Raw genomic sequence first — 17,191 nt, 5'->3', positions numbered from 1 at the left:
GTCAGTTTCCTCCTTCGGGCGGCCTTGCCCCGGCCGGCGGCTCCCAGGCGAGGCGCGGCTGGCGCGCGGCCCGCACCTCGTCGGCGCGCCGTATGGGGGTGGTGTGCGGGGCCGAGCGCAGCAGATCGGGCTGTTCCTCCGCTTCCCGGCAGATCCGTTCGAGGATCTCCACGAAGCGGTCGAGCGTTTCGGGAGATTCGGTCTCGGTCGGCTCGATCATGACCGCCTCGGAGACGATGGTCGGAAAATAGACGGTCGGGGCGTAGATCCCGAAATCGAGCATCCGCTTGGCCAGGTCGAGGGCCGACACCCCGGTCCTCTCCTTCAGCTCCTTTGCCGAGAAGACGCATTCGTGTTTGCACAGCGCCTCGTAGGGGAGTGTCAGCAGGCCCCGCAGGCGCGCCCTGAGGTAGTTCGCGTTGAGCACGGCCAGCCGGGACACCTCGCCCAGGCCGTCCGAACCCATGGAAAGGATGTAGGCGAAGGCCCGCAGGATGACGCCGATGTTTCCGTGAAAGCCGGAGACCCGCCCGATCGAGTCGGGGCCCGCCGGCGCGAAGCGGTAGCCGGCCGCGTCGCGCACGATCACCGGGGCGGGGAGGAACGGTTCGAGCGCGGGGCCGACCAGGATCGGCCCCGCTCCGGGGCCTCCGCCGCCGTGGGGGGTGGAAAAGGTCTTGTGCAGGTTGAGGTGCACGACGTCGAAGCCCATGTCCCCGGGGCGCGCCGTGCCGACGATGGCGTTCAGGTTCGCGCCGTCGTAGTAGAGGAGGCCCCCCGCCGCGTGCACGGCCCGGGAGACCTCCAGCACCTGGCGTTCGAAGAGCCCCAGGGTGTTGGGGTTGGTCATCATGATGCCGGCCAGTTCGGCGTTGAGCCAGGGGCGGATGGCGTCGAGCGTGACGATCCCCCCGGAACTGGGGACGACGCGGAGGTCGAAGCCGGCGATGCGGGCCGAGGCCGGGTTGGTGCCGTGGGCCGAATCGGGGACGAGCAGCACGCGGCGCCCCGCTTCCCCGCGCTTGCCAAACCAGGCCCGGAACAGCTTCATCCCGGTGAACTCCCCGTGGGCCCCCGCGAAGGGCTGGAGCGTCCCGGCCTTCATCCCGGTGATGGCGCAGAGGCTCCCGATCGTGCGGTGGAGGATCTCGAGGATCCCCTGGATGGTGGGAGCCGGCTGCAGCGGGTGGACGTCCCGGAACCAGGAGGCGACCTCGTCGTTGATCTTGGGATTGTACTTCATCGTGCACGATCCCAGGGGGTAGAAGCCGAGGTCGACCGCGTGGTTGCGGTGCGAGAGCCGGGTGTAGTGGCGGACGGCGGCGGGCTCCGAGACCTCGGGGAGGGGGGCGGGCGTTTCCCGCAGCAGCGCCCGCGGGAACAGGGTCCCGAGGTCGGTCTCGGGGACGTCGCACTCCGGGGTGCGGTAGCCCGTCCGGCCCGGGCGCGATTGCTCGAAAACCAGTGGTTCGGTCATGCGATCACCCTTCGGATCAGTTCTACGTACCGGTCCATTTCGGCCCGCGTCCTCTTTTCGGTCACGGCCACCAGCAGCCGGTTCGGGTCCCCGCCGCCGAATTCGTCGAGCGGGACCCCGGCCAGGACCCCCTCCCCGAGCAGGGCGTCGGCCGCCTTCCGCGCGGGGCAGGGGAGGTCGAGGACGAATTCGTTGAAATAAGGCTTGTCGTAGGCGATCCGGGCGGGCGTTTCCGCCGTGAGGCGCCCGGCGAGGTAGCGCGCCTTGTGCACGTTCTGACGGGCGATCCTCCGCACTCCCTCCCGCCCGACCACGGTCAGGTAGGCGGCGACCGCCAGCGCCGCCAGCGCCTGGTTGGTGCAGATGTTGGAGGTCGCGCGCTCGCGCCGGATGTGCTGCTCGCGCGCCTGCAGGGTGAGCACGAACGCCCTCGCCCCTTCGCTGTCCACGGTCTCGCCCACGATCCTTCCGGGCATGAGGCGCATCAGGCTCCTCCCCGCGGCGATGTATCCGACCCCGGGCCCCCCGAAATTCTGCCCGAGGCCGAACGGCTGCCCGTTCCCCACGGCGATGTCGGCCCCCCATTCCCCCGGGCTTTTCAGGACGCCGAGCGACATCGGGTTCGCCGAGACGACCAGCAGCGCGCCGGTCTTGCCGAGGCGGGCGGCGAGGCCGGTCAGGTCCTCCACGATCCCGTACCGGTTCGGGCTCTGTACCAGCACGCACGCCAGCTCCTCCCCCTCGATCTTCCCGAGCCCGCTCCAGTCCGTCGCCCCTTCCGATTCGGGGAGGCGCGCGATTTCGGCCCCGGAATCGGAGAAAAAGGTTTCGAGGACCTCGAGCGCGTGGGGGTGCACGAGGGGCGAGACCCCGATGACGCGGGCCCCCTTGCGCGCGCTGCGCGCCATGGCGCAGGCTTCCGCCGCGGCCGTGGCGCCGTCGTAGAGCGAGGCGTTCGATACCGGCAGGCCGACGAGGAGCGTGATCATGGTCTGATACTCGTAGATCGCCTGAAGCATCCCCTGCGACGCCTCCGCCTGGTAGGGGGTGTAGGAGGTGGCGAATTCGGTCCGTCCCGTCACGAAGGGGACGATCGATGGGACCAGGTGGTCGTAACACCCGGCGCCGAGGAAGGACACGCAGGTCCGGCCCGCGTTCCTGAGGCGCTCGAACTCCCGGTAGAGCGCGGTTTCGCAGAGCCCCGGGGGGATGTCGGGTGCCCCGGAGGCGCGCAGCGAGGGCGGGATGTCGGAAAAGAGGTCCTCGAGGCTCTCCACCCCGATGACGCCGAGCATGCGCGCGACATCCTCGGGGGTGTGGGGGAGATAGGCGAAAGTGTTCATGGGCGTCGCCCCTTTCCCCGGGCGGAGACCGCCGCCTCGTCGGTCCGCGGTCCCGTCCCCCGGCGGTAGAAGGGGAGGGGGCGCGCTCCGGCCCGTTTCCACCGGCCGCGGATGTCGATCTCGTACTCCGGCTCTTCCGCTGCATCCCGGCGCACCAGGGCCATGGCTCCGAAGATGCCGACGGTGGGGCATTTCCCCCCGCTCGTGATTCGTCCGATTTCCTCCTCCCCCCGCCGGACGGCATGCCCGGTCCGCGCCACCGCGGCGTCGATCATCTCGAGCCCGATCCGCTTTCGGGCCGCCCCGTCCCGGGCCACGGCCTCGAGCGCCCTCTTTCCGGAAAAATCCCCCTTGGCCAGGTCGACGAAGCGTCCCAGCCCGGCTTCGAGGGGGTTGATGCCGAGGCCGAGTTCCTGGCCGTACAGGGGCATCCCGGCCTCGAAGCGGAGGGTGTCGCGGGCCCCGAGCCCGCAGGGAACCAGGCCGAGAGGGGCCCCGGCCTCCAGGAGCGCGCGCCACAGGGCGGGGGCGTCGGGGGCGTCGACGAACAGCTCGAACCCGTCCTCCCCGGTGTACCCCGTGCGCGAGACCAGGGCGGGGATCCCCGCGACGCGGATTCCGGGGAGAAAATGATAGTTCCGAAGACCCGCAAGGTCCGCGTCGCAGCGCGCGGCCAGGATCTCCAGCGAGGCCGGACCCTGCAGCGCGAGTTGCGCGGTCCGGGACGTCACGTCCTCGATCGCGGGGAGGGCGCGGCCGGAGCGGGTCCAGGGGTTCGGCCCGGTTATCCATTCGAGGACGCGGGCGCGGCTCGCGGCGTTGACCGTCAGGTCCAGCGACTGCTCTCCCGGCCTGCAGACGACGATGTCGTCGATGCAGCCCCCGTCCTCGGCGCACAGGAGCGAGTACCGGCAGCCGCTGGAACCCGCTTCCGGCAGGGAGTTGGTGGCCAGCCAATCGACGTAGGCCGCGGCGTGCGGGCCGCGCAGCCGGATCCGTCCCATGTGGGAAACGTCGAAAAGCCCGGCCGCGCCGCGGACGGCCCTATGCTCGGCCAGGATCCCGCCTTCGAAGTGGAGCGGGAGCCGCCAGCCGGCGAAATCCACCATCCTGGCGCCTGGCAGGGGGGCGTAGCATGGATGAAGCGGTGTCTGGTTCATGTCGCGTCTCCGCAAAAAGGTGAGGCTATCATACCCGGATCGGGGTCGAAAAAGCGACAGGCTCGGGGAGCATTTCCGATAAAGGGAGCGCTTGCGGAGGACGGGGCTTTTAGAGGATACTATGCAAAATTCCGGGTGTCGTAACGGTTTCGGGCCCGGAGACGGAATCAGCCGGAGGAGCATCCCCATGAGGTGTCGCATCGATCACCGTCCGGCCCTGTTCTGTCTTCTTGCCGTCTTCCTGTCCACCGGGGCGGGAAGAGGCGGCGCGGCGCAGGGGCCTTCGGGCGATTTCACGGCGCAGACCCGGACCACGATTTCCGGGATGGGGGCTTCCGACTCCACCGCCACCGAGTATTTCGGCGGCAGCGCCATGCGCACCCGCACCGAGGGGGGAGATGACAGCATCATCCGCTTCGACGAAAAGAGGATCCTCACTCTCGACCACCGCGCCGGGACCTACTCCGAGGTGACGTTCGATCAGCTCCGGGCGATGCTCGACCGGGCGGGGGAAGCGCTGGAGGGACACGGGGAGGAGATGGAGACGGTCAAAAAGATGATGGGGCTGGCGGAGATGTCCATCACCGTCGCCGAAGCGGGTCCGGGCGAAACGATCGCGGGATACCCGACCGCGAAATACCTCCTCCGGGGGCCGATGGAGATCGAAATCCACGCAGCGACGGATCTGCGGATCCCCCCGGCCTATTACGACATGATGAAGCTCCGGGCGCCGGACAACCCGCTGCTCGATATGAGGCAGCTGATCGATGAAATGAAGAAGATCGACGGCCTCCCGCTCAAGACCGTGACGACCATGAAGATGATGAACATGGAGATGAAGACCACCCGGGTGGTCACCTCGATCGAAAGGGGGGCGATCCCGCCCTCCGTTTTTGAAATACCCGCCGGCTACCGGCGCGTCGAGGCCGACCGGGAGGAGTGACCCCTTGCCCTGGCTCCGGAAAGAAACCGATATCTTCAGGAAACCCATTCAATGGCGGGCGCTATGACGACAAGTCGCGAGCAGAAAGTCCTCTTCGGGCACCCCGTGGGGCTGTACACCCTCTTCTTCGCCGAGATGTGGGAGCGCTTTTCCTATTACGGCATGCGGGCCCTGCTGGTCTTCTACATGATCAAGGGGTTCCTCAACTTCACCGACGGCCGCGCCTACGCCATCTACGGGGCCTACACCGCCCTCGTCTACGCCACCCCCTTCATCGGCGGCATGCTGGCCGACCGGCTCCTGGGGGCGCGGCGCGCGGTCGTGATCGGCGGCCTGCTCATGGCGATGGGGCACCTGATGATGACGGTGGAGCACGAACTGGCGTTTTTCTTCGCCCTGGCCCTCCTCATCTGCGGCAACGGCTTCTTCAAGCCCAACATCTCCACCATCGTCGGCTCCCTGTACGACATCAAGAGCCGCAAGCGGGACGGCGGCTTCACCATCTTCTACATGGGCATCAACCTCGGCGCCGCGATGTCGCCGCTGCTCTGCGGCTACATCGGGGAGACCTACGGCTGGCATTACGGCTTTGGGCTGGCCACGATCGGGATGCTGATGGGCCTGGCCGTGTTCGTCGCCCCGATCCGCCTCACCCAGGTACTGATCCTGGGCTGCGCCCTGGTGACGGGGGTGGCGCTCATGTTCTTCCAGAACAACCCCTACCAGCTGGCGGTGAACATCCTGATCGCGCTGGCGCTCATTGCCGCCGGCGTCATCGCCTTCGTGGCGCTGGGGCGTGGGGGGCTGCCGGACGAAGCGGGGCGGCCGAAGCGGCCCGAGGCGCTCGGGGAGAAGATGTGGGGCTTCCTCCGGAAGGACCTGGCCGTCTACCTCGGCATCGTGCTGGCGCTCCCCGTGCTGATCGTGCTCATCCGCAGAAGCGAGATCGCCGGCTGGGTACTGACCCTTTTCGGCCTCGCCGCCTTCGTGTGGCTCGTCATCGAGGCGCTGCGGGCGGCGCAGATCGAACGCCACCGTCTTTTCGTCGTCCTCATCCTGATGTTCTTTTCCATGCTCTTCTGGGCCTTCTTCGAGCAGGCGGGGAGTTCGCTCAACAATTTCGCCGACCGCAACGTCGACCGCGTGTTCGAGGAGGATCGTGTCTCCTCCGGCGACGTCGGGAAGACGCTGCCGCTCAAGCTCAGCCAGGAACAGTTGGGCTACACCAACGGGGGGGAGATGTTCGCCCTGGACGCGCTCACCCGGGCCAGGGAGGAGGGGCGGGACACCGTGGACTGGCGCGTCGACGACGGGAATGTCGGCATGGGGACGGGCGGGGCCGAGATTCCGGCGTCCCTGTTCCAGGCGGTCAATCCGATCTTCATCCTCCTCTTCGGGCTGGTGTTTACCGGGCTCTGGGCTTTTCTCTCCGCCCGCGGCCGGGACCCCAGCACGCCTGTCAAGTTTTCGCTCGGGCTGCTGCAGCTCGGCTTCGGCTTCACGGCCCTCTGGTACGGCGCCACGCATGCCGACGGGCGCGGCATGGTCAGCATGGTCTGGCTGATCCTGGGTTACATGTTCCAGACCACCGGGGAACTCTGCCTCTCCCCCGTGGGGCTGTCGATGGTGGTGAAGCTCTCCCCGGCGCGTATGGTCAGCACGGTCATGGGTGCGTGGTTTCTGGCCACCGCCTTTTCCAACTACCTGGCGGGGATGATCGCCTCGCTGACGGGCGTTTCCCACGGGGAAGGGGAGGTGCAGATCATTCCCCCGCCGATCGAGACGGTGGGGCTCTACGGCGACATCTTCGGAAAGATCGCCCTGACGGCCATCGTCTCCGCCCTCATCTGCTTCATCCTTTCGCCCCTGCTCCGGCGCTGGATGCACGAGGAGGAATAGGGGACAGTCACCACTGTCCCCTTCGCCGGGAGAATCGGAATTGACCAAAAGGAACACGCTCCTTTTCATCGAACTGCTCGTGCTCCTCGCCCTGCCGCTTCTGAACCTCAATCTCCTATACGTCGCCCTGGTGCTGGTCATCTCCCTGACGACCCGGTTCCTGGCCAGGGAAACCTTTTCCGATTACGGCTTTTTCAGGCCGAAGGCGCGCGCCGTTCTTGTGGCCGTCGGCGCCGGACTGCTCCTGGGACTGGCGGCCAACCTGTTCCTCGACCCCCTCCTGGCGAGGCTTACGGGGCAGGAGGTCGACCTCGGGGGCTACGAAAAGGTGAAGGGCAGCCTGGCCGGGTTTATCGGGCTTCTGGGCCTGGGGTGGGTGGTGGGGGGGCTGTTCGAGGAGTACTTCTTCCGCGGCTACCTCTTCAACCGGATCCGGGGTTTCGTCCGGAACGAAAAGGTCTTCCGCTTTGCCGCCATCGGGATCACCAGCGCTGTCTTCGCTCTTGCCCACGGATACCAGGGAATCACGGGCGTCATCGGGACGTTCATTTTTTCCATCATCATGGGGGGGCTGTTTTTTTCATTCCGGAAGAATGCATGGTGCATGGTACTCGTGCACGGATGCTTCGACACCGTCGGGATCACGATGCTGTACCTGGGCTTGGGTTGAAAGGGACAGTGGTGACTGTCCCCTATGTTCCCAGTCTGCCTTTGGCGGCCAGGGTGTCGGCCACGCGCCCCAGGCCGAACTCCTCGAGCGTCCGGCGCGTGGGCCAGCCGTTCTCCTTGTCCCACCCTTCCAGGGCGTAGAAGTGGGTTTTGAAGTCGTCCACCCCCTTGCGGTCCAGGTACATGTCCGGGGCCGTGTCGTGGCGCCACCGGCCATTTTCGTAGATGGGCACGCCGCCGTAGATGGCCATCCCCGAGGCCCCCGGCCGGTACATGTAGGGGAAGAAATCCTCCTTCGCGCGCGTCCTCCCGTGCATCACGCGGATGGCGCGCTCCAGGGTCCAGATTTTCTGCCCCGTTCGCATGGTGTCGGCGAAGGAGTCGGGCTTTCCCGTCACGGCCCGGTAATACCGGGTCTCGATCTCGGGGCTGTCGCTCCCCAGTTCGGGGAGGAACATCTCGCAGAACGCCATCGACTCGTTCCAGAACGAGGAGTAGTGGCGGCTCCAGGCCACCTGCCTGGCCTTGTGCGGGGAGTAGATCCCCGTCTTCCACGCCTCCTCCCCCTTCCACGCGTAGTTGAACATGAAGATGTCGCCGGTGTAGGGGATGGTCTTCTTCGCGAGCGCTTCCAGCGACTGTTCGATCGAGACCCCCTCGGCCGGGGTTCCGACGGGGGCCATGAACCCGTGCCAGGCCGGGTCGCCCGCCCCGAGGATGTAGGCGTAGGCCCACTCCACCCAGGGCATCGTCCAGTGGCTCGTCGATCCCCAGGCCGGCAGGCGCAGGGCCCCGCTCTCCCGGTCCTCTTCCAGCCGTCCCCAGCGTTCCGCCGCGCGGCAGCACCCCTCGGCAAGGGCGTCGCCGATCCCCTGGCGCCGGGCGATGGCTTCGAGCAGGGCCAGGCGGAAGTTCAATTCCCCCCACTGCCCCACGGGGAGCGGGGAAGAGTCGATCTCCCTGCCGGGGCCCAGCACCCCCTGTTCGTGGAGCGTCTCCAGGTACCAGCCCAGACCGGAGTCGGTCGGCACCTTCCCCTTGAAGATCGGCGGCGCGCCCGGGATGTCGACCTTGAACGCGTGAAAATGGGCCGACCAGCTGCTGAGGCCGTATTTGATCAGGGCCTCGCTCGCCAGGTCGGCCGCCTGCGGCGCGGAGGCGCCGAAGAGCCAACCCTGGTCGGCGCACATCGTTTCGCCCCCGTAGTAGTTGCTGCGGCGCCGGTCGGCGCGCAGGCAGGGCATGCAGCAGGCCGCCCCGGCTGCGGGCGCCGGGAGGCCTCCGGGGGAGGAGGCGGCAGCCCGCATCTGGTGCAGCCGGGCCTCGATGATGGCCCCGGGATCGGCAACCCGGACGGCGCCGGTCCCGGCGACGCTGACGGCCTTCAGGTTTTTGGCCCCGAAGACCGCTCCGAAGGCCCCGACGCGCGCGCTGACCCCGCTGCCGGTGACGAGGGCGGCCAGGCGGGAGCGGGTTTCCCCCACCGGGCCGATGCAGAGGACCTGCGGGGGGGCGGTGCCGGGGGCGCCCCCGATCTCCTGCCACTCTTCCCCGAAACGCGTGTGGCCCCCGACCATCCGGGTGATCCGGTCCTGCGTCTCCCAGGTGTCGAGTCCCCAGAGCTCCTTGGCGTCCTCGATCTTCACCCGGTCGTCGACGATGTTGATCCACACGGGCCGGTCGGCCCTTCCGGTCACCACCACCCCGTCCCACCCCGCGTGCTTCAGCGTGTTGCCGAAGCGGCCGCCGAAATTGCAGCGCCAGAATTCCGCGGTGGGGTAGGTCTCCGGGGAGAGCCCGCACACGCTCGTCCTGCCCGCGCCCGGAACGCCGGTGCCGGCCAGGGGCCCGACCATGATGGGGAGGACGTTCGCCGGGTCGTACGGATCTCTGAGGTCCCACCGTCCGGGGGCGACCGCCAGGTCCCAGAAGATGGCGGCCCCCATCCCGTAGCCACCCCCGAACTCCTCGTACCTCGAGCTCTCCAGGGTGCCGATTTCGCCCGTCGTCAGGTCGACCTTCAGTATCTTGCCGGCATATCCGTTGGACATCGTCCCACTCCTTCCCGATCCGCCCCCCGCGCCCCGGGGGAGAAGGGAGTCTCTTTTGCGCCGGGGGGCGCCGATGGAGCCGTCGCTGGTGATTCCGATAAGGTGTCCGGGGTTGATGGCCCCCGATGGCGTTCGCGATTTTACTACAGTTTTCGGGAAAAATGGGAATTTTGCGGCGCGGTGCGGAGATGCCGGCCGCGTCGCCGGGAGCGGCATCATTCGGCTTGACGCGCCCGCGCCCGGAGGTTAGGATATTTCTACATAGGAGACAAAGTCTATTAAGAAAGACTTGGTCCACCGCTTCGTCCTTTGCAGGGGGGATTCCGATGGCTGGCGGGTACGCGGGCAAAATTCTGAAGGTCGATCTTTCCGGGGGGAAGATCGGCTCCATCCCGACGTCGAAATATGAGGAGTTCGGCGGCGGCCTCGGGATGGGGGCCGCCATCTTCTGGGACCTGGCCGTCGTCCCGGGGGGCTGGGACCTCAAGGACGCGTTCGATCCCCGGAACGTCCTCACCCTGATGACGGGCCCGCTCGCCGGAACCGGTATCGCCTCGGCTGGGCGCATATGCGTCTCAGGCCTGGCCCCGCAGTCCTGGCCCGTCAACTGGTTCTCACACAGTAATTTCGGGGGCTGTTTCGCCACGTTCCTGAAATTCGCCGGGTGGGACGGCATCGTCCTGGAGGGGAAGGCGGGTGCCCCGGTCTATCTAAATATCATGGACGACAAGGTGACGCTGGAGGACGCCGGCGGGCTCTGGGGCCTGGACAGCTGGAAAGCCCAGGAGGAGATCTGGCGCGAGCAGGGGGCGCGGGGCGGCGTCCGGTACGGCGAGACATGGCAGAAGGTCGGGGGCGCCTTCTCGACCCAGAGGCCCGCCATCGTCACCATCGGCCCGGCGGGGGAAAACCGGTCGCGCATCGCCTCCCTGATCCACGGAGGGGGCTCGGGCGCGGGACAGGGGGGGTTCGGAGGCGTATTCGGTGCCAAGAACCTGAAGGCCATCGCGGTGGTCGGCACCGGGGCGATAGAGGTCGCCCATCCCGCAAAGGTCCTGGCCGCGCGCGAATGGGTGCGGAGCACCTGGCCCCCCTCCCCCAGGCGGGGGGCCGGCCGCGTATCCACCTCCTGCCTGGGGTGCGACCGCGGCTGCCACTCCCGGGATCCCGTCTATGGCCTCGATTCGGACGGCTGCGCCGAATCGGTCTGGTTCAATCCTCCCCCCCCCTACCGGCAGCCGGACTCCCGGGAAAAGTACCGGGCCACCGATATCGTCCAGCAGCTCGGGATCAACGCCTCGGAACTGTCCTATATCGGGTCCCGGAGTTTCCCGAGCCCCCCGGGGCACCCGATCCAGCCCGCGATTCCCTCCAAGACGGGGACCGCCTGGTATCTGAAAAAGATGGTCGAATTGGGGGTGGCGGGTCCAGGGAAGAGGATCGACACCTCTCCGCTCCCGATGGATATCTGGGACCGGGTGGAATTTGCCGAGATCTTCGCGCTGGTGATCGCCCGGCGCGTCGGCATCGGCGACCTGCTGGCCGAGGGAACGATCCGTTTCGCCGAGCGGATCGGCAGGATAGACGATACAGAGGACATCCTCCGCTATCCCGCCTGGGGGTACGTCGACCACTGGACGATGCCGAACGTGGAATGGGCCTACGGGACGCTGATGGACTCGCGCGACATCAACAACCATGACGTGCCGCTCGGCCCGAACGACCGGATGACGTGTGCCGATTATGTCGCGCTGCTTGCATCGGCCTGCCTCCCGCACGGCGACGACCCGTTCATGTTCGACTACAGCTGGCGGGGGGAACAAGCCTACAGGACCGGGATCTACTCCGACCATAAGGCCAGGTTCATCGCCTGGCGCCAGCACTACGCCATGTTTTACAAGGAATCGATCCTCTTCTGCGACTGGGTGTTCGCCAACCCCTACAGTTCGGGAGCCGCGGACGGCCGTGGGGCCACCCCCGCAGCCGAGCCGGTCCTGATTGACGCGGTGACCGGGAAAGGGCTCGGTTTCACGGACGGGATCGAGATCGGCCGCAAGACCTGGAACGTGATCCGCGCGATCTTCACCCTGCAGGGGAAGAACCGCGACGCGGAGAAGTTCTCGGGCTACATGTACCGGCCCGGGGCTTCCAACGCCCATTACGAGACCCGGATCCCCGTGTTCGACGGGGCCTCCTGGAACTGGACAGACTGCGGGGAGCTGTACCTCGACCGTGACGGGGTGGAGCGGTGGAAAACGGCTTTCTACTCCACCGAGGGGTGGGATCCGCGGACGGGGCATCCGCGTCGGCCGACCCTGGAAAAGCTGGGGCTCGGGCGGGTGGCCGAAGTGCTCGAAAGCCGGGGGAAACTGGGCGCCTGAGCCCTCGCCCGGTCCGGCCCGGGAGGACGGGACCGGGCGTTCGTACCTTTATTCCACCGAGACGATCTTCACGTCGAACTTCAGGTCTTTCCCGGCCAGGGGGTGGTTCATGTCCATGAGGACCGTGTCTTCCCTGATCTCGGCCACGCGGACGGGCATCGACTGCCCTTCCGGGCTCCGGGCCTGAAGCATCATTCCCTCCTCGATCTCGAGGTCCCCGGGTAGGGCGGACTTCGGCACCTCGTTGAAGGCCTCGGGATTTACCGGGCCGTAGGCGTTTTCGGACGACACGAGGATGGTTTTTTTCTCCCCCTCGTTCATCCCCTCCATCCCGGCCGCAAGGCCGGGGATGATCTGCCCCGATCCATGGGTGTACGACAGGGGTTCGGCCCCTTCCGACGACTGGAGCACTTCCTCCTCTACCGTCAAGGTATAGTGAAACGATACTTTCTTCCCGTTCTCGATAGGCATGATCCCCTCCCGCGGGTCCAACCCGGAATTTCCGGGCTTCAGGCATCCGCCCCGGAGGGGGGCCTGAAAATAAAAAAACCGTGTAGTCAATATCCCGAACCACACGGCTTTCAAGATACTCAACTGAGTGAGCGCCAGTTTGCGGGCTCGCAAGCCCTTCCCCTGCAGCCTAGCCTGCGGGGACGGGCATGTCAAGTGCGCCCTGCGGCAGCGGGGGATTTCGCTCTTCGTCCCCGGTCGGCGGGTTGATATAGTAGCCCGATGATGGGGATGGAAACGGGCGCGCGAAGGGACTGGAGCGGGTGGCTGCTGCTGCCGCTCGTTCTGACGGCCCTGGTCTATCTCGGCACCACCACCGACCGCGGGGTCACCGATTACGATGAGGCGTATTACGCCCAGCCGGCCGTGCGGATGGCGGCCGAAGGGGACTGGGTCACCCCTTACGCCAACGGGGTCCGCTTCCTGGAAAAGCCCCCCCTGCTCTACTGGGTGACCGCCGGGAGTTTCAAGGCCTTCGGCATCCACGAGGTCGCCCTGCGCCTGCCGACGGCGCTGGCCGTCATAGCGCTGGTCTGGGTCGTCATGCTCACCGCCCGGCGGGCTTTCGGGGGAGGGGCGGCAGGGGCGCCATCGGTGCAATCGCCCCCGGCGGGGGGGCGGGAGGGCGCGGCGGGGCCGGCCGTGGCCGTGGCGGGGCTCGCGACCGCCTTCTCCGTGGGGACCTATCTTTTCACCCGGGAGACCCTGCACGATATCTGGCTGGTGCTCTTTCTGGCCGTGGCCATGTACGCGCTCCTCGAATGGACCCTCCTCCCCGGGCGCACCCTGCGGCCGGCCCTCCTGTTCTACGCCGCCATGGCGGGCGCCTTCATGTGCAAGAGCCTGGTCGGCGTCGCCTTTCCGGCCGGGATCGCCGTGCTCTTCTGCCTGGTTTCGCGTCGGCGGCCCTCCTGGCGTTCGCTCCACCTCCTTTCCGGGACGCTCCTCTTCCTGGCCCTGACCGTCCCCTGGCACTGGCTGGCGGAGGTCCGCAACGAGGGCTTCCTCGGGTTCTTCTTCGTCGGCGAGCAGTTTCTGCGCTTCCTGGGGCGGAGGGAGCCCCCGGTCCTCTGGTCGGTGCCGCTCGGGACCTTCCTCGGATTGATCCCCGTATGGTTCTTTCCCTGGACCGTTTTCCTCCCGGCGGCCTTTTCGGGCGACCGGCGGACCCGGGGGGGAAACACGGCCGTCCTGCTGAGGCTCGCCCTCGTCTGGATCGTGGTCGTGGTGGGATTCTTCTCCCTCTCGGACCGCCTGGAACATTATGTGTTTCCGGCGCTCCCGGCGTTTGCGCTTCTCGCGGCCGCGGCGTTTTACCGGAAGGGGGAGAGCCGCGCCCTCCTCTGGGGATTCCGTGCCCTGGCCGCCGTGGGGGTCCTGGCGCTGCTCGGCGGGATCATCGCCGGAGCCTGGTTGGCCGCGGGGAACGAGCTCCCCTCCGGTGCCGCCGGTCCTTCCGACCGCCTGTCGGAGACCGATTTCAGCATCATGGCCGAAATGCCCCCGGACCTTGTCCGGCAGCTGGCGGCTCCTGCCGCCGTGACGGTCCTGGTGCTGTCGATCGGGTTCCTTTCCGCCCTGATGCTCGAGAAGCGCCGGCGGCGGAAGGCGGCGGTAGCGGCCGTCGCCGCCGTGATGGTGGCGGTCTGCGCCCTGACTCACTGGAGCCTGGTCCTGTGCGAGGACCTCATATCCTCGAAGCGGTTCGGGCTGGCGGTCGCGAGCGAGGCGCTCCCCGGCGACCGGCTGGTGGTCATGGACGACTACGAGTCGGCCAATTCGCTGAGCTTTTACCAGCCGCTCCGGGTGGAGGTGACGGACGGGACGGCCTACGCGCTCCTTCCGGGGCTCCGGTTTCCGGATGCCCCGAAGCTCCTGCTGACCCCCGGGGAGTTCGGCGAGGCCTGGCGTTCCGAGGGGCGCGTCTTCGCCCTGCTGCCCGAAGAGAAACTCGGCCGGCTCGATCCGGCCGGGATCGAGGTGCTGCGCCTGCCCGGCCGCGTACTGGTGAAAAACCGCTGAGGGGGCCCGGGCCCCGGCCGTTTTCGGCTGGAATCGGCCCGGCGTTCGGATAAGATACCTCCATGCCCAGAGAACATGCCGAAAAGCCGCTGGTCGTCATCCCGACCTACAACGAGCGCGAGAACATCCGGTCGCTGATCCCCGAAATCCTGGGGGCCGACGAGCGGATCCACGTGCTGGTCGTCGACGACGGGAGCCCGGACGGCACGGCCGGGGCGGTCCGGGAACTGGCGGCCGGGACCGGTTCCGGGCGGTTGTCGCTGAGCCTCCGCCCGGGGAAAATGGGCCTCGGCACCGCCTATGTCCACGGATTCCGATGGGGGCTGGAGCGCGGGCACGATTTCCTGATCCAGATGGACGCGGACTGGAGCCACCACCCCCGGTATCTTCCGACCATGCTCCGGATGGCCGGGGAGGCCGATTTCGTGATCGGGTCGCGTTACGTCCAGGGGGGAGGGACGCTGCACTGGGGGACGGGGCGCCGGCTCCTGTCCCGGTTCGGCAGCTTCTATGCCCGTTCGATCCTGGGCGTGGGGATCGCCGATTTCACGGGCGGATTCAACGGCTGGTCGGCCGGGGTGCTCCGCGGCGTGGGGCTGGACGCGCTCAGGAGCAACGGCTACAGCTTCCAGATCGAGCTGAAATACCGCGCCCACAGGAGGGGATTCCGGCACCGGGAGTTCCCCATCGTCTTCGACGAGCGCCGGGGGGGGAAAAGCAAGATGTCCGCCTCGATCGGGATGGAAGCGTTCTATTGCGTCTGGGAACTGCGGCTGCGGGGGTAGGCGGAGCCGCCCGCAGGGCACGGGGCGCGCCCTGCGGGCCGGCGCCCGGTGTTCATACGCTTTCGAGAAGTTCCCCGACCTTGGCCAGCAACGCGGCGGGCTCCACCGGTTTTTCGAGGAAGCCCTCCACGGGCATGAAGTCCCGGCTGATGTCGTTTTCCGAGAACCCGAAGGACATCTTGCTCCTCTGGTTCACCGCGCTCAGGAGCAGCACGGGGATGTCCTTGACCTTCTCGCTTTTCTCCAGTTCCCGGGCGGCGACGAATCCGGCGCTCGGGTCCTCCGGGAAGATGATGTCCAGGATGATGAGGTCCGGGTTCAATTCCATCGCGCTTTCCACGATGGCGTCCGTGTCCGTTTTGGTGGAGACTTGGTGGCCATGGGCTTCGAGAACCATCTTCAGATTATCCACAATGTCCAAATCGTCATCGACTACCAGTATGTGAGCCATGATTCGGTTTCTCCTCCGTCGCGTCAATAATATCGAATCTTACCGTGAAACTGCTCCCGCTGCCAACAGTGCTTTCCACCTCGATGGAGGCCCCGTGCAGCACCACCACCTCCTTGACGAGCGACAGCCCCAGGCCTGAGCCGTACGCGTAGTGGGAGAGTGCGTTTTTGCTGCGGAAATGGTCGTTGAAAATCTTTTCCAGGTTTTCCCTGGGGATGCCGATCCCGTTGTCCTTCACCGTCACCGCCACCTTCCTCCCCTCCGGTTTCACGAAGATGTCCACGCGCCCCGTCTCCTTGTGCGTGTAGAAGACGGCGTTGCGGAGGAGGTTGGAGAAGAGGGACTGCAGGTGCGACACCGATCCCAGGATGTAGGCCGGAGGCGCGTTCTCCGCGTGGTTGGTCACGCTCACTCCCCGCGTCTTCGCGATCAGCGCCCCCTCCCGGGCCTGGTCCGCGACGATGTCCACGATGTTGACGGGTGTCATGTGCATCTCCTGCACCACCAGGGTGCGGAGGTTGCTGAGGTGGATGATGTCGGTGATCCGCGTGGTCAGCTGGTCGCAGCGCTCGCCGATCCGCTGCACCACCTCCTGTGCCTTTTCGGGGAGGGGGCCGCAGTAGCCGTCCCTCAGGGTGTAGACGAAGCTCTTGATGACGGCGAAGGGGGCCTTCAGTTCGTGCGTGGCCATCAGGGTGGCCTGGGTCTTTTCCTTGTCCAGCCGGATCAGCATCCGGTGCGCGTCCTCGAGCTGGTGTTCCCGCATCTTCAGGCTGGTGGTGATCTCGCCGACGATGTCCCAGCAGAAGAGGAACACCCCGGCGGTGGCGAAGACGAACCCGAAGGTGACCTCGGCGCTGCCGTTGACCAGAGCCTTGAAGCCGCCGTCGAAGATCGTCCGCGCCGGCAGGACCCCGGCCCATTCCAGGACCAGGGGCATGACGGCGTAGAACCACGCGGCGACGGTGATCAAGAGGGAGCGCCAGCGGGAGAAGAAGAGGGTCGACAGGATGATGTGGGCCAGAAACAGGGCCGCCATCGGAGTCTCGATGCTCCCCAGGACGTAGTTGAGGTAGCTGAGGGCGGTGAAATCGGCCATCATCTCGGCGGCCAGGAGCATCTGCAGCTCCCGTTCCCGCCCCTTGTTACCGAAGAGGTTGCGCCCGATGAGGGTGTAGGCCAGGTTGGTGGCCGACAGGAAAGCCACCACGACGAGGAAGGCGGCGGGGTCGAGGTCGGCCGGCGCCTTGTCCAGGAGCGCCACCAGCGCCCCGGCCGCGCAGGCCAGGATGGCGTACCAGCGCATTTTGAGGAACCACCGGGCGCGGGCCACCATCTCCTGGGACCGGAGGTCGGAGGCGTAGGTGGTCACCGAACCCCAGTCGTAAAAGAAAGAATGCTTTTTCCCCTCTTCCACATGCCCCCCTGTTTCAACGATTGCGGCGCCAGCGTATCATAAGACGGCGAATGACGGACGACAACTCCCGCCGGCGGACGGTC

Annotated in this window: 13 protein-coding genes; 6 read left to right on the top strand and 7 right to left on the bottom strand. The window is 67.0% G+C overall.

Annotated features, from left to right (window positions below; all coding sequences use genetic code 11):
• Position 1: 1 nt before the first annotated feature.
• The 3 genes from GXY47_15440 to gcvT are packed head-to-tail and all read right to left on the bottom strand — an operon-like array spanning position 2 to position 3,980.
• Positions 2 to 1,477, bottom strand: coding sequence for an aminomethyl-transferring glycine dehydrogenase subunit GcvPB (locus GXY47_15440; GenBank protein ID NLV32535.1), 1,476 nt, complete (start codon positions 1,475 to 1,477; stop codon positions 2 to 4).
• A complete protein-coding gene (locus GXY47_15435) occupies positions 1,474 to 2,820 on the bottom strand; it encodes an aminomethyl-transferring glycine dehydrogenase subunit GcvPA (protein NLV32534.1) in 1,347 nt (448 codons plus the stop codon). The genes GXY47_15440 and GXY47_15435 overlap by 4 nt, the downstream gene beginning before the upstream one ends.
• Complete coding sequence (gene gcvT / locus GXY47_15430) at positions 2,817 to 3,980, bottom strand: glycine cleavage system aminomethyltransferase GcvT (protein ID NLV32533.1); 1,164 nt, start codon at positions 3,978 to 3,980, stop codon at positions 2,817 to 2,819. Before gcvT ends, GXY47_15435 begins: the two co-directional genes overlap by 4 nt.
• A 187-nt stretch (positions 3,981 to 4,167) precedes the next feature.
• On the opposite strand from gcvT, the gene GXY47_15425 reads away from it, so the two are divergent.
• The 3 genes from GXY47_15425 to GXY47_15415 all read left to right on the top strand — a co-directional run bounded on the left by GXY47_15425 (position 4,168) and on the right by GXY47_15415 (position 7,492).
• On the top strand, positions 4,168 to 4,923 hold the full coding sequence (locus tag GXY47_15425; GenBank protein NLV32532.1) for a DUF4412 domain-containing protein: 756 nt from the start codon (positions 4,168 to 4,170) through the stop codon (positions 4,921 to 4,923).
• A gap of 63 nt (positions 4,924 to 4,986) precedes the next feature.
• Complete coding sequence (locus GXY47_15420) at positions 4,987 to 6,822, top strand: hypothetical protein (protein ID NLV32531.1); 1,836 nt, start codon at positions 4,987 to 4,989, stop codon at positions 6,820 to 6,822.
• Positions 6,823 to 6,862: 40 nt separating this feature from the next.
• Positions 6,863 to 7,492 carry a CPBP family intramembrane metalloprotease gene (locus GXY47_15415; GenBank protein ID NLV32530.1) on the top strand — a complete coding sequence of 210 codons (630 nt, stop codon included), beginning with the start codon at positions 6,863 to 6,865 and terminating at the stop codon, positions 7,490 to 7,492.
• Positions 7,493 to 7,514: 22 nt separating this feature from the next.
• On the opposite strand, the gene GXY47_15410 is transcribed toward GXY47_15415, so the two are convergent.
• Positions 7,515 to 9,542 carry a hypothetical protein gene (locus GXY47_15410; GenBank protein ID NLV32529.1) on the bottom strand — a complete coding sequence of 676 codons (2,028 nt, stop codon included), beginning with the start codon at positions 9,540 to 9,542 and terminating at the stop codon, positions 7,515 to 7,517.
• Between the two features lie 326 nt (positions 9,543 to 9,868).
• On the opposite strand from GXY47_15410, the gene GXY47_15405 reads away from it, so the two are divergent.
• The gene (locus tag GXY47_15405) at positions 9,869 to 11,923 is read left to right on the top strand and encodes a hypothetical protein (protein NLV32528.1); all 2,055 of its coding nucleotides are present in this window, start codon (positions 9,869 to 9,871) and stop codon (positions 11,921 to 11,923) included.
• Positions 11,924 to 11,971: 48 nt separating this feature from the next.
• On the opposite strand, the gene GXY47_15400 is transcribed toward GXY47_15405, so the two are convergent.
• Positions 11,972 to 12,397, bottom strand: coding sequence for a peptidylprolyl isomerase (locus GXY47_15400; GenBank protein ID NLV32527.1), 426 nt, complete (start codon positions 12,395 to 12,397; stop codon positions 11,972 to 11,974).
• A 258-nt stretch (positions 12,398 to 12,655) separates the two neighbouring features.
• On the opposite strand from GXY47_15400, the gene GXY47_15395 reads away from it, so the two are divergent.
• A complete protein-coding gene (locus GXY47_15395) occupies positions 12,656 to 14,455 on the top strand; it encodes a hypothetical protein (protein ID NLV32526.1) in 1,800 nt (599 codons plus the stop codon).
• 62 nt (positions 14,456 to 14,517) lie between these two features.
• Positions 14,518 to 15,240: a polyprenol monophosphomannose synthase gene (locus GXY47_15390; protein ID NLV32525.1), complete on the top strand. Its 723-nt coding sequence runs from the start codon at positions 14,518 to 14,520 to the stop codon at positions 15,238 to 15,240.
• 52 nt (positions 15,241 to 15,292) lie between these two features.
• Here GXY47_15390 and GXY47_15385 read toward each other — a convergent pair whose 3' ends face one another.
• Positions 15,293 to 15,691, bottom strand: coding sequence for a response regulator (locus GXY47_15385; GenBank protein NLV32524.1), 399 nt, complete (start codon positions 15,689 to 15,691; stop codon positions 15,293 to 15,295).
• Complete coding sequence (locus GXY47_15380; GenBank protein ID NLV32523.1) at positions 15,666 to 17,108, bottom strand: HAMP domain-containing histidine kinase; 1,443 nt, start codon at positions 17,106 to 17,108, stop codon at positions 15,666 to 15,668. The genes GXY47_15385 and GXY47_15380 overlap by 26 nt, the downstream gene beginning before the upstream one ends.
• Positions 17,109 to 17,191: the final 83 nt, after the last annotated feature.

The organism is Acidobacteriota bacterium (genome assembly GCA_012729555.1).
GTDB lineage: Bacteria > Acidobacteriota > UBA6911 > UBA6911 > UBA6911 > UBA6911.
This window is presented reverse-complemented; position numbering and strand designations above follow the sequence as displayed.

Bases quoted from the DNA above. Each gene is read 5' to 3' on its own strand.
- GXY47_15405 (NLV32528.1), top strand. From the start codon at position 9,869: ATGGCTGGCGGGTACGCGGGCAAAATTCTGAAGGTCGATCTTTCCGGG.
- GXY47_15420 (NLV32531.1), top strand. From the start codon at position 4,987: ATGACGACAAGTCGCGAGCAGAAAGTCCTCTTCGGGCACCCCGTGGGG.
- GXY47_15410 (NLV32529.1), bottom strand. From the start codon at position 9,542: ATGTCCAACGGATATGCCGGCAAGATACTGAAGGTCGACCTGACGACG.
- GXY47_15395 (NLV32526.1), top strand. From the start codon at position 12,656: ATGATGGGGATGGAAACGGGCGCGCGAAGGGACTGGAGCGGGTGGCTG.
- GXY47_15435 (NLV32534.1), bottom strand. From the start codon at position 2,820: ATGAACACTTTCGCCTATCTCCCCCACACCCCCGAGGATGTCGCGCGC.
- GXY47_15390 (NLV32525.1), top strand. From the start codon at position 14,518: ATGCCCAGAGAACATGCCGAAAAGCCGCTGGTCGTCATCCCGACCTAC.
- GXY47_15385 (NLV32524.1), bottom strand. From the start codon at position 15,691: ATGGCTCACATACTGGTAGTCGATGACGATTTGGACATTGTGGATAAT.
- GXY47_15425 (NLV32532.1), top strand. From the start codon at position 4,168: ATGAGGTGTCGCATCGATCACCGTCCGGCCCTGTTCTGTCTTCTTGCC.
- gcvT (NLV32533.1), bottom strand. From the start codon at position 3,980: ATGAACCAGACACCGCTTCATCCATGCTACGCCCCCCTGCCAGGCGCC.
- GXY47_15440 (NLV32535.1), bottom strand. From the start codon at position 1,477: ATGACCGAACCACTGGTTTTCGAGCAATCGCGCCCGGGCCGGACGGGC.